General features: G+C 31.5%; 11 protein-coding genes and 1 tRNA gene. 4 read left to right on the top strand and 8 right to left on the bottom strand.

Annotation, left to right across the window (positions count from 1 at the left end; all coding sequences use genetic code 11):
* Positions 1-172 precede the first annotated feature (172 nt).
* The gene (gene dcd, locus ACP5GV_RS01355) at positions 173-703 is read right to left on the bottom strand and encodes a dCTP deaminase (protein ID WP_428069285.1); all 531 of its coding nucleotides are present in this window, start codon (positions 701-703) and stop codon (positions 173-175) included.
* Positions 704-782: 79 nt separating this feature from the next.
* Positions 783-2,384, bottom strand: coding sequence for a CTP synthase (locus tag ACP5GV_RS01350; RefSeq protein ID WP_428101858.1), 1,602 nt, complete (start codon positions 2,382-2,384; stop codon positions 783-785).
* A gap of 74 nt (positions 2,385-2,458) precedes the next feature.
* Here ACP5GV_RS01350 and ACP5GV_RS01345 point away from each other — a divergent pair, with 74 nt between their 5' ends.
* Together ACP5GV_RS01345 and ACP5GV_RS01340 are read left to right on the top strand one after the other, a co-directional pair.
* Positions 2,459-2,923, top strand: a complete 465-nt coding sequence (locus tag ACP5GV_RS01345; RefSeq protein ID WP_428101856.1) for a Holliday junction resolvase-like protein — start codon at positions 2,459-2,461, stop codon at positions 2,921-2,923.
* A 93-nt stretch (positions 2,924-3,016) separates the two neighbouring features.
* Entirely contained in the window at positions 3,017-3,754 is a 738-nt protein-coding gene (locus tag ACP5GV_RS01340; RefSeq protein ID WP_428069289.1) for a TatD family hydrolase, read from the top strand.
* Positions 3,755-3,764: 10 nt separating this feature from the next.
* Here the strand turns inward: ACP5GV_RS01340 and ACP5GV_RS01335 are convergent, their stop codons facing one another.
* Positions 3,765-4,484 carry a diphthine--ammonia ligase gene (locus ACP5GV_RS01335; protein WP_428101854.1) on the bottom strand — a complete coding sequence of 240 codons (720 nt, stop codon included), beginning with the start codon at positions 4,482-4,484 and terminating at the stop codon, positions 3,765-3,767.
* Positions 4,485-4,514: 30 nt separating this feature from the next.
* Positions 4,515-5,825 (bottom strand): asparagine--tRNA ligase, encoded by a 1,311-nt coding sequence (asnS, locus tag ACP5GV_RS01330; RefSeq protein WP_292320466.1) that lies wholly within the window; start codon positions 5,823-5,825, stop codon positions 4,515-4,517.
* A gap of 164 nt (positions 5,826-5,989) precedes the next feature.
* On the opposite strand from asnS, the gene ACP5GV_RS01325 reads away from it, so the two are divergent.
* Both ACP5GV_RS01325 and ACP5GV_RS01320 read left to right on the top strand, forming a co-directional pair.
* Positions 5,990-6,063, top strand: a tRNA-Val gene (locus ACP5GV_RS01325).
* Positions 6,064-6,110: 47 nt separating this feature from the next.
* Positions 6,111-7,157, top strand: coding sequence for a hypothetical protein (locus ACP5GV_RS01320; protein ID WP_428101852.1), 1,047 nt, complete (start codon positions 6,111-6,113; stop codon positions 7,155-7,157).
* On the opposite strand, the gene ACP5GV_RS01315 is transcribed toward ACP5GV_RS01320, so the two are convergent.
* The 4 genes from ACP5GV_RS01315 to ACP5GV_RS01300 all read right to left on the bottom strand — a co-directional run bounded on the left by ACP5GV_RS01315 (position 7,147) and on the right by ACP5GV_RS01300 (position 11,881).
* The gene (locus ACP5GV_RS01315) at positions 7,147-7,917 is read right to left on the bottom strand and encodes a DNA polymerase sliding clamp (protein ID WP_428089245.1); all 771 of its coding nucleotides are present in this window, start codon (positions 7,915-7,917) and stop codon (positions 7,147-7,149) included. The two genes, ACP5GV_RS01320 and ACP5GV_RS01315, sit on opposite strands and share 11 nt — an antisense overlap.
* Before the next feature lie 80 nt (positions 7,918-7,997).
* Positions 7,998-9,155, bottom strand: a complete 1,158-nt coding sequence (locus ACP5GV_RS01310) for a DNA topoisomerase IV subunit A (RefSeq protein ID WP_428069297.1) — start codon at positions 9,153-9,155, stop codon at positions 7,998-8,000.
* A 13-nt stretch (positions 9,156-9,168) separates the two neighbouring features.
* On the bottom strand, positions 9,169-10,815 hold the full coding sequence (locus ACP5GV_RS01305; RefSeq protein ID WP_428101936.1) for a DNA topoisomerase VI subunit B: 1,647 nt from the start codon (positions 10,813-10,815) through the stop codon (positions 9,169-9,171).
* A 133-nt stretch (positions 10,816-10,948) separates the two neighbouring features.
* On the bottom strand, positions 10,949-11,881 hold the full coding sequence (locus ACP5GV_RS01300) for a deoxyhypusine synthase (protein WP_428101849.1): 933 nt from the start codon (positions 11,879-11,881) through the stop codon (positions 10,949-10,951).
* Positions 11,882-11,961: the final 80 nt, after the last annotated feature.

Raw genomic sequence — 11,961 nt, 5'->3', positions numbered from 1 at the left:
AAAATAAATAAAAATTAAGAATTAGTAAAAAATAATATAGTCTAAAAGCTATTAATAAATAAATGAATATATGAGTAAAAATATTAACGTAATTTTCTCCAATATAAAAACTATAACGATTAATAAATTTTTTAATTTCTTATTGAAGTAATATTGACTTTGTATTTTAATCTTATTTATTGTTAAAAAATTTTGGGAGCCTAACTCCGGTTTGCCCTTTATAATTACCCTCATAGGGTTTTTCTGAAGGTGTTTCCATTTTAACTAATATTAAATGCAAAAACCTATCACCAGCATAAAGCTTTACCGGAAATTCGCTACCTATAACCTCGATGGTTAATTGACCTTCAAATCCTGCATCTGTAACAGTGCTAGGTATATATATTCCCGTTCTTGCCCATGTACTTCTTAAGTTGACTAAACCAGCAAGATAAGAAGGTAACTTAATATATTCAAGAGTGTGAAGCAAATAATGTCTATGAGATTCTACTACAAAACTATCCGATGAATCGCACTCGTAAAATTCGTTAGCATTTCCAGGTTTATTCGGATCTAGAATAGTATTTGTTTTTTTAAATGCACAATATTCTCTTCCAAGCTTTAAATCTACTCCATTTTCCCTTATTGTATCATCACTCAAAGGATCTATTACTAATTCCCCCGATTTTAAAAGAATCTTAATGTCTCTATCGCTCAATATCATATTTTCTCCCAAACCAATAATAATTGGCTTATTATTTATATTTTTTAGATCTTAAGGTTAAATTTTAATTTATATCAAATCAAATTGCAGCTTTTATTAAACCAACATATAATGGATTCGGATTTAGTGGTCTACTTGTGAATTCTGGATGTGGTTGTGTTCCTACAAAAAACTTATGATCTTTTTTAGATAATTCTATGAATTCGACTAATCCTTGATCGCTCCAACCACTCACTTTAATTCCTGCATCAATTAACTTATCTAAGAATTTTAAATTAACCTCATATCTATGTCTATGTCTTTCATAAACAATTTCTTTTCTATATAAATCGTATACCGTAGTATTTTTAACAACATTTATTTTTGACGCCCCAAGTCTCATCGTGCCTCCCATATAATCTATATTCTTTTGGTTTGGTAACAAATCAATAACTGGATAGGGTGTATTTGGATTTATTTCTGTAGAATTTGCATCCTTTAGTCCTAATACATTCCTAGAAAACTCAACTACTGAAAGTTGCATTCCAAAGCAAACTCCTAACATAGGTATATTATTTTCTCTTAAATATTTAATTGCATTTATTTTGCCTTCAGTTCCTCTAGCTCCAAATCCTGGTAAAACAACCGCTCCTTTAACATCTTGTAAAACATCTTCAACTTTTATTTGCCCATTTTCAATATCGGTCGCTTCAACCCAAATTAATTTTGGCATAACACTTGTAAAAACTCCTGCACTTTTTAATGCCTCTGTTATACTTATATAGCTATCTTTTAATTTAGTATATTTTCCGACCATAGCTATAGGGACTTGCTTATCTATCGATTTTAGCTTATTAACAAATTCTTCCCATGATGCTAAATCTGCTTCTCTCTCCTCTATATTAAATCTTTTTGTTAAGAATTTGCCATATCCTTGGCTTTCTAAAATAAGAGGGACTTCATATGGTGTAAAAGTGTCATGATCGCTAAAAACTGATTCTTTCGGAAGATTTGAAAATAATGCAATCTTATATCTAGATTCTTCTTCTAGAGGTCTTGAACTTCTGACAATAACTGCATTAGGTTGTATTCCAATCCTTCTTAACTCCTGCACGCTGTGTTGAACAGGTTTAGTCTTTTGCTCCCCTGTTGCAGATAATATTGGAGAAATAGCTACATGAATAAATGCTACATTATCTGGCCCTAAATCAACCCACATTTGTCTTGCTGCTTCTAAAAATGGTAGACCTTCTATATCTCCAACCGTACCGCCAATTTCTATAACCATTACATCTACTCCTGTATCTTTTGACAAAGTGATTATCCTATTTTTTATTTCATCAGTAATATGAGGTATTATTTGAACTGTTTTTCCTAAATATTCTCCTCTTCTTTCTTTAGTTATAACATTAAAATAAACTTGACCTGTTGTTATGTTGTGTTTTTTAGTTAAATTTATACCTAAGAATCTTTCATAATGCCCTAAATCTAAGTCTGTTTCTCCTCCATCTTCTGTAACATAAACTTCACCATGAGCATATGGATTCATTGTACCAGCATCGACATTTAAATACGGATCTACTTTAATAATACCAACGCTATATCCTCTCGATTTGAGCAATAATCCAGTACTCGCTGAAACTATTCCTTTTCCTATACCTGACATCACTCCTCCTGTGACGAATGCAAACTTTGTACCCATCATTAATGCCTTTTAGTAATTTAGTGTCTAACCCTTTTAATGTTTTAATCTCACTAAACTTGTGGGAGATCAATTTGAGCATAACGATCTATTCATTAATCTTTATGATACTTATTGAATTAGTGGTAATACTTTATCTTTATATATCTAATTGGAGAAAATCAGTTAAACTTGACAGCATTAAAAGTAGCATACAAGAAATAGCCAATGAAAAGGCTAAAGTTATAGCAATGGAATCAATAGAAAAAGCAAGAAAGGAAGCTATACAGCAAAGCAGAGCTGTTATTTCTGGGAAGGTCTATGAACAATTTGCGCCATATATGCCTAATTTTAAACATAATCCAAAAGAAGCAAGATTTATTGGATCACCCATAGATTATGTGGTATTTGACGGATTAGAGAATAATGAAGTGAAGTCTATATATTTTGTTGAAATAAAAAGCGGAAAATCTAGCTTAACTAATAAAGAAGAATCTATAAAAAAAGCTATCGAAAGAAAAGCTGTTTATTTTGAAACAATATATATTAATAATGATTAATTTTAAGCATTTTGCGATTTTAAAATCTTTTTGAATGGGTATGTTAGCAAAACTTTTATATAAAAGGATAGGAAAAAGATAGATGATGCAAAAATGGAGATCTATGATATGCACTGTCACTTAAACGAATTTCAGGAGAATGAATTAGAAGAAATATTCAAAAGTAACATAAAAGTAGTTGCTGTATCTGAAGACATAAAAAGTTTAAATAAAATAATCGAGCTAAGCTATAGTTACCCTAAAAATGTGATACCATGCGGAGGTTTCCACCCATGGATGATCAAAGAAGGCAAAACGGAAGAAGTAAAAATAATTCTAAAAATAATTGAAAAGAATGGACTTAAATGTATTGGAGAAGTTGGAATAGATAAAAGATTCCTTAGCGAAGATACCTATAAAATGCAAGAAGAAATTTTTCTTTTATTCGTAAACCTAGCAAAAGAATTAAATGCAATGATTAACATACATTCTCCGAACGCATGGAATGAAGTTCTAAATATTCTGAAAAATAAAGAAGTAAAGAAAGCCATGTTCCATTGGTATACTGGCCCTTTAACTTTAATTGATCAAATAATTAGAGAAGATTATGTGATATCATTAAACGCAGCGCTAATGATACAAAAAAAGTATCAAAAAATTATAGAAAATACCCCGCTCAGTAGCGTAGTATTAGAAAGCGATGGACCATACAATTATCATGGAGTAAGACTTTCTCCTCTGATGCTTTATAAATTCATTGACTTTATATCAGGCATTAAAAAAGTAGAAAGGAATACCATAATTTCAACAACTTCAAAAAATGCCATGAAATTGCTAAGTTTGTCTTTCTAACTGAAATGACTTAAGAATTTAAAATTGTTGATTTTGCGTTATCACATAAATATGCATTTTTAAGAAGTAAAGAATACTCAAAATCGCTTATCTTTTTCTTATAAGATTCGATACAAATTCCTTTTCTAAAAAGCGGGGCATTTATTACAAAAGTTTCTGCTTCCCCTCCTTCAAATGCTGCATGGAATCCATATTTTTTCGAAAATTCTATAATTCTATCTATTATTTCTTTATTTATTTCTATTCCTAAATACTCTATTGGTATGCCATATGTAGTTATCTGAGTTATAATAAAATGTATATTATAATCGAGTAAGTCATACATATATTTTTCAGGATTTGCACCCCACTGAGGATCAAAAAGATCTATACTTAGTTTCTCTGCTAATGCCTTAAATCTATTTAATTGGTAATGGCTAGCTATACCTCCTATAACTAATGTATTAAAATCGTTTTCTTTTTTTATTCTTGATAATTCGTAATAAAGTTCTTCAACCTCCTTTTCCTTTTCACCACTTAAACTTAATATATGATGTACTTTTCTTAATCCCATTGACTCAGTTTGAAGAGAAGTAAGTTCAACCATAGGAAAATGAAACATATAACTATCTTTTCTAATAGGTTTTATGCTAACTATACATGATATTTCGTAACCGAACTCTACTGCTTTGTGCAAAGCATAAGTACTGTCTTTACCTCCTGATAGTAAAGAACAAACTTTCTTAGACATGAATTTTATCCTCTTGTTTTATTTGTCGCTTTATGGATATATTCTCTCTCTAAATCTTGGGAAAGGTATGGAATCTCTTATATGATCTAGTCCAGCTATCCATGTTACCAATCTATCTACACCAAGCCCATAACCGCTATGAGGTACTGTGCCATATTTTCTTAAATCTAAATACCATTGATAATCGCTTGGGTTATAACCTTCTTCAACTATTCTTTTATATAGTTTTTCATAACTATCTTCTCTTTGACTACCTCCTACTACTTCTCCATATCCTTCTGGGGCTTCTAAATCAAAGCCCAATACAACATCTGGTCTGCTATCATCTATCTTCATATAGAAACTTTTGAGATGCTTTGGAAACATAGTTAGGAAAAATGGCGTATCGAAGTATTCTGTTAGTACTTTCTCTTCATCGGCTCCTATATCATCTCCCCACTTTATGTTAATTCCTTTATTTTTTAATTTCAATATCGCCTCGTCATATGTAATTTCTGGGAAATTTGTTTTTAATGAGTTTTCGAGTATATTTGTGTCTCTTTTAACTATCTCTAAATCCTCCAGCCTATCTTCTAAAACCTTCTTAATAGCACTCTTAATTAATCCTTCTACATGATTCATCATATCTTTCATACCCATCCATGCAGCTTCTCCTTCTAAATGATAGTATTCATAAAGATGTCTCCTAGTCCTACTTTTTTCTGCCCTAAAACTTGGAGTTATTGCCCAAACTTTTTCTAAGCTGAATATCATAACCTCTAAATAAAATTGCGCACTTTGGCTTAGATATGCTTTTTTGTTAAAGAAATTGACCTCAAACAGAGTAGCTCCACCTTCAACAGCACTCTGCGTTAATATTGGAGGATTTACTTCCCACCAGTTGTTTTTCTTAAAGTATTCTCTTAATCCTTCCAAAACTGATTGTCTTATTTTCATTATCGATGTTAATTTCCTAGATCTCAACCATAAGTGTCTTATATCTAATAAGTAGTCTATGCTTTCTCCTCCCTTTATTGGAAAGTCATCCGAAAGCCCTATTATTGATAAATTTTCTATTTGCAATTCTTTACCGCCTGGAGCTCTTTCATCATTTTTAACTATACCTTCTATAACAACTGAAGATTCTATGGTAGATTTTTCTGCTAAAGAAACTAAGTCTTGTGGAGCATTTTTCCTTGGTAAAACTGTTTGAATTATACCTTCAGAATCTCTTACAACTATAAATATATTATCTGCTAGATCTCTTTTTCTGTAAATCCATCCTCTGACCTTAGTTTTCTCTCCTTCATTTAACTTTAATATTTGCTTTGTACTATTAAATCCTTCATTTTGCTCGCCCATAATTTATTCCCCATAATTTATAAAAAACTATAGGTTTAAATTTTATGGGTATCTAAATTAAAGAAATTTAAATTTCGAAAAAAGCATAGAGATAAAAATTATAAAGGGTAATTTGCATTGGAAAATGGGACCTGAGCCGGGTGTGGTCGCCGAGACCTATATTAGGGCCCGTAGTCTAGGTGGTTAGGACGCCGCCCTTACACGGCGGAGGTCGCCGGTTCGAGCCCGGCCGGGCCCATCTACTTGATTTATAAATTAAAAGCAATGTCACAAAAAGGTGAAAAATTGGACAGAAATTCAATACTGATAACAATAAGCTGGCTTATTTGGGGCGCCGGATTCTACGTTTATTACCCATTTTATTCTATATTAGTAGCCAAATATATTGGAGAAAATAATTTAGGCCAGTTTTTTACTTATTTAGAAATAATTAGTTTGCCTTTCCCAATATTAGGTGCGCTTCTTTTCAGAAAAATTGGAGAAAAAAATACCATTATTTTAGGTATGCTTTTATCCGGCTTAGGAATATTTATCATACCATACGCAAAAAGCTATTTTGATTTGTTGTTTGCATCGGTAATATCTTACTTGTTTTATATATCGTTACCTAACTATTATTCTTTAATGAAAAATAAAGAATCTGGAACACTTACTAAAATATGGGCTATATCTGTTTTGCCTGCTGTAATATTCCCTATTCTAGGAGGATCATCTGCACAAGTGATTAGCTTAAAGATTCCATTTATTTTGGGAGGATTATTAACATGCGCATCGGGATTTGTTATTTTTCCTATTAACGATAAAGTTGAAAGAGGATCATTTAAAATATCTATTAAAAAAGATCCGACCCCTTTTTTATCTATAATCCCTATAGCATTGGTTACACCGTTTCTAATGGTAGAATTGGTAAGAGTCTATCATATGAATTATTTTTTGATAGGCCTAATAGATTCGTTATTAGAAACACTAGGTATGATTTCAGGTTTCTTTCTACCTAGAGTTAACAAATTAGGACTTCCAATATCTCTTCTAATTTTTTCATTAATTTCATTTTTTTATTTCTATTGGCCCTTTTCCTTAGTATTCGGAATGAGAGAAGCAATTATACCATTAAGCTTAGATTATTGGAGCAGCCCTAAATCCCCTGAAGGAATATCATTAATAAATACTATGCAATTGCTTGGATGGGTTGTAGGATATGGTATTAGTTGGATTTTAAAAGCACCAAAAAATAGTATTGTATTTTCTTCAATATTTTCATTTGCGTTAGGATTATATTTAATTTTTATAATATTATTAGAAAAGAAGAATGGCAATAGAATTATGAACTAACTGGCGCTATATACATAACAAATTCTTCTGGACCTGATATACTAAACTCTATCTTTAGAGGGTAATCTGTAGTAAATTCTAGATTCACACTTTCTGCTATAGTTGTTATTGGTTCAATTGTAGATCTCAATGAACTCAAGCTATAAGATGACGTTGATTCTTCATCAATAGAGACTTCTTGAAGTGGTGAATCTTTTTTCATAATCCATTGATAATATTTTTCTTCTCCACTAACTTCAGCTATTATCTGATTATCTTTTCCAGTTATTTTAATAACATCACCAACTAACTTTGCATCTTTTACAAGAGTATCTATGTCATTTGCTGATACTATAAAACGAACTGTTGGATTCATCTTAATTTCTTTTACTTCATTTTCTTCAGATTCCCCACCCGACACATCAAATGATCTCTCTACACCTGTTTTTTCATCAACCAATGTTACTCTCATATAACTATCTCCAGTTGAATATTGGAGAACTATCTTATCATTTCTTGTGGATCTTCTAAGCACCTTGCTCAATTCACTCATGTTAACAGTTAGAGTAATATCAGAATCTACAGAAAGTTCTTCAAAGGCAGTTGATGAAACTTTAAAAATTCCTAAAATTGTTTTGTCTGGGCTGAAAAGCCAAGACGTCAGCCCATCGCTGCTAAAATGAAATAATCCTTCATCGTTAATCCTAGCTAAAGCTTGTACAATTTTTTTAAATTTGCTACCGGAAGTATAAACTGCTTTAATTGAGACCAAACTTAGCACCTAATTTATATAGTTCTATTAAACTAAATATAAATTATTCTATTAATACATGGACTTATGAAAAGGATATCTATATGATTTTATTCAATCCAATCCTGAGTCTGAATTTTTTCAGGAATATATTGAAATGCTAAAAACTTTAATCCTTTGCTTGCCATAGCTTCTATTTCTAGTTTTGCTTTTTTATCCATAAACATATCTATTTCTCTTTTCCAAAGCTTTGAATGGAACCATGAATACTTCATTAACTCTTTAGCCCTTTTTATGTCAACATCTTTGGCCTTTATTATAAAATTCCTTCTTTCTTCGTCGTTCAAATATGCCTTTTTTGTTCCATAACCAAATATGTCGCTCATTGATACTCCTAAAAATTTTGCTTTAGGTGTCGCTAATCTTTCACTTTCATAACTTAACTGTATACTGCCTACCTTAAACACGCTATAAATATACCATCCATAAGGATCTGAATCAGTTAATATATATACAGGTAATTTTAGCTCATCGTGAAGCCTTCTAACAAACCTTCTAGTGGCTCTATCAGGCTGACCTGCACCTGTAACTAAGAGAGCCTTATACTTTTGCCAGAAACCTGCCCTATGAAGTTGTTGAAATACTGCATCTTTCTCTACAACTAAAACTAATTCAGCATCATAATCTAAAAACTCTATTAAATCTGGTGTTGATTCTATAGCATAAGCCCCATGACCTAATTTAGATAAATCTATAACATCATTACCGCTCCTTATTCTCATATTTCCTACAACTTTTCCTTTTTCTTTACTTAATATTAGCATATCTTCCCTCAATAATCCTGTCATAACCTCTACGTCTCTTATAGATGCATCGCTTTCTGACTGTTCTTCCCATGTATTTTCTTCTTTGATCTTTCCATTCAAATCCTTAAACAATATTGTGTGCTTGCCTCTATAGTATAGATCTCTTATTGTTGGGTATTCGTTTTCAACCAATGCTTGATAAATAATTGAAGCCATTAATAACGTTTGCATAAATTTCTTTGTTTCATTCATATTTAAGAAGTTCCTCTCTATTTTCCTTATACCAAGCTTCAAAATGCCTTTACTAGGATCAAAAACTGTGTTAGCTAAAGTTCTCATTGGTATTTCTAATTTAGGTGGACTACCTTTTTCTATACTTTCAGACAATTCACTGAATTTCTTGTGAAATATTTCAGCTACTTTCTTTCTAGCTGCTATATCAATTTTGTCTATATGAGACATTCTTTTTTACACCTCATTGTTCTAATTTAACATTTGCTATAACAGATCTAACTATCTTTTCTGGATCTTCTTCTTTTCCATCAATTTTAGGCAATTCTATAGATTTTGACACTATTTTTACAAGTTTTTCAATAATTTTTTCATTATTATTTTTCCCATCAGTACCCCATTTATCCGGGGGGATTGATAATATGGATAAGCTTCTAGCAATTTCTGGAATATATTTTGATATAGTTACTATTTTTTCTCTTAATGTACGTTCGCTGTTCTTTTTTGAAATATATAACCTTAAACTCCTTGCAATTTCTTGAACAGCATTTTTAATTTCACTTTCTAACTCTTGAACTTCACTAAGACTTTCTTTACCAACACCTTTATAAGGTACCTTTGTACTGGCAACATGAACTAAAACAACTAATGGCATAGGCTCTTCAATATTATATAGCTTCCAGTTTATTGAGCTTACTACCTTATATGAAACATCTTCTCTCTCTTCATATAATAATGGAATTTTGTTAGCATATCTTAACAGCACGGGCTCCTCTGTAGGAATTATGTTACCTCCATAAGCAATTCCTGCCTCAACTATAAATGGGTGACCTTCATATGCCCTAGCCTGTCTTGTTATAGCCTTTACCCATTCAGCATTAAATAATCTCTTCAAACCTACTTCAATTAATTCTTCACCTATTGGACTTAGATAATCACTTCTTGGAGGTCTAAAGTTTTTGTATGTTCTTAATCCAGTAGCCACTACTTGCAAAAGTTTTGAGTTTCCTTTTTCAATAAGCATTTTAGGATTCATGTTTGGATCAATACCTATGCTTTCAAGAAACTTTCTTGCAGTTATTTCACCTATACTCTGAAATTCTTCTACCATAAATTCTAGCATTGTTTTTGTTTTTGTAAAAGAAACCATGGCTTTAAGTTGCTCTATATCAATGCCATGAGGGTGTGGCTTTGCTTCACTTGGTGGTTTTGGCATTTTTTTGGTAACCCTTGGAAAATAGTATATTTCATTTTCTGGGGTTTCAAAAACTATCTCAGCATAAGGAGCTATAAGTGCTGTTCTTTTTATGTATTCAATAATTTTTTGTTTTGCTCTTATCCAATCACCTTCTAATGTTAGATAAACTTTTGTACCATGCCAATTACTTCTTTTAAGAAGTTGACCTTCTTCAATTATAACTGGCTCATTTTTCTTAATGTCTATTAGTAATTTTTTATAATAAATATTATCACTTGAATCTGTAGAAGATACAATAAAAACGGGTTGACCTGTTGTCATCTGAGAATACAATATTGCTGCTTTAACACCGAGGCCGTACATACCCCTTGTTTGTCTAATTACATACTTACTACTATACAAAACTTTACCAAAAGCATTTGCTATCTCATTTGGAGGCACTCCAATACCATTATCTTCAACTGCTACCTCGTATTTAGCAGGCTTATCATCTGTAGCTGCCTCTACCTCTTTTATTGATATCTTAACCTCAGGCAATACATTATGACTGTCCGTTGCATCTAAAGAATTTTCTACAAGTTCTCTAACAGTTTGATATATAGCTCTTGTTGGATTTGAAAAGCCCGCTAATTCTTTATTTTTGGCAAAAAACTCAGCTATACTCATCTCTCTATATTTTTCTTGTGCTTTAATTCTTTCTTCCGATTCGGCCTCGGCGCTCATTTTTTTACACCTCTTAAATTCTTTTAACTTACCGGACTTAATACCAGTATAAGGTATATGACTAAGGTTTTAATAATTTAATAAAAAATTTATATTATAATTTTTAAAATACTTTAAGAATAGATGCAGCCAATATAGGTAATGTTATGGTTGCATCTCCATAAACTATAGATTTTTTGGCCTTAGGTTTAACTTTTCCCCAGGTTATTGCTTCTCTTGGCATAGCTCCGCTTAGGCTTCCATCCCATTCTGACGCTGTAGTTAAATAAACAACATAGTCTAATCCATTCCTAAATTGACTCCACCAAATAGCATGATGCTTGCTGATCCCTCCTCCAATAATAAGCGCTGTAGCTTTTTCTTTCTCATCAAAAAATATATCAGAAAGTTTTTTCATATCTATGAAATAGTTTACCTTAAAATCTTTGTATTTTTGCGATTCCATAAACAAATCAGTGCCGAAAGCTCCATCAGGCCAGCCAGGTACAAAGACATCTACGCCTGAGTTTCTCGAGGCCCTTAAGAAACTATTTTCATCACTTATCATACTTCCTGCCAAATTCAAAAGCTCGTAAACCCCCCACTCATTTTTTATTTTAACTGCTTCTTTAACTAGTTTTTTAACAAACTCTTCTACTTTAAGACCATAATCATCAATTCGTATGAAGACATTTCCTAGTCTATGTATATTGTTTTTATAAAGATTTTCATCATCAGATTCAAAATATCCTTTAAAGTATATGCCTCCATTAGATCTTGCTATATCGTGATCTAATGCGCCACACGTAGTTATGATTACGTTAAATGCTTTCTTTTCTATCAGTTGAGTTATAATCCCCCTTAGACCTGTTGATATTAAATTACCAGTAAAAGTCAAAATCCTTACATTTGATTCCTTTAGACCTTCAGTTAATATATTTGCAGATTCGTAAATATGGCCAGCCATAAACCCATAGATATCTCCATAAATCTCTATCAATTTTTCAACTGGCATGTTTGGATCTATTCTAACATCTTTAACTGGTTTAATTTCCATTTCCATCACATTTTTACTAAATAGCATACATAAATAAAAGCTTAACACAAAGATCTTATTATGGGATTAAGTACTATATA

This window comes from Caldisphaera sp., from assembly GCF_049974385.1.
Taxonomy (GTDB): domain Archaea; phylum Thermoproteota; class Thermoprotei_A; order Sulfolobales; family Acidilobaceae; genus Caldisphaera.
This window is presented reverse-complemented; position numbering and strand designations above follow the sequence as displayed.

Excerpts from the sequence above, each read along its gene's own strand:
- dcd (WP_428069285.1), bottom strand. The coding sequence starts at position 703 with ATGATATTGAGCGATAGAGACATTAAGATTCTTTTAAAATCGGGGGAA.
- ACP5GV_RS01350 (WP_428101858.1), bottom strand. The coding sequence starts at position 2,384 with ATGGGTACAAAGTTTGCATTCGTCACAGGAGGAGTGATGTCAGGTATA.
- ACP5GV_RS01340 (WP_428069289.1), top strand. The coding sequence starts at position 3,017 with ATGGAGATCTATGATATGCACTGTCACTTAAACGAATTTCAGGAGAAT.
- ACP5GV_RS01335 (WP_428101854.1), bottom strand. The coding sequence starts at position 4,484 with ATGTCTAAGAAAGTTTGTTCTTTACTATCAGGAGGTAAAGACAGTACT.
- asnS (WP_292320466.1), bottom strand. The coding sequence starts at position 5,825 with ATGGGCGAGCAAAATGAAGGATTTAATAGTACAAAGCAAATATTAAAG.
- ACP5GV_RS01310 (WP_428069297.1), bottom strand. The coding sequence starts at position 9,155 with ATGTCTCATATAGACAAAATTGATATAGCAGCTAGAAAGAAAGTAGCT.
- ACP5GV_RS01300 (WP_428101849.1), bottom strand. The coding sequence starts at position 11,881 with ATGGAAATTAAACCAGTTAAAGATGTTAGAATAGATCCAAACATGCCA.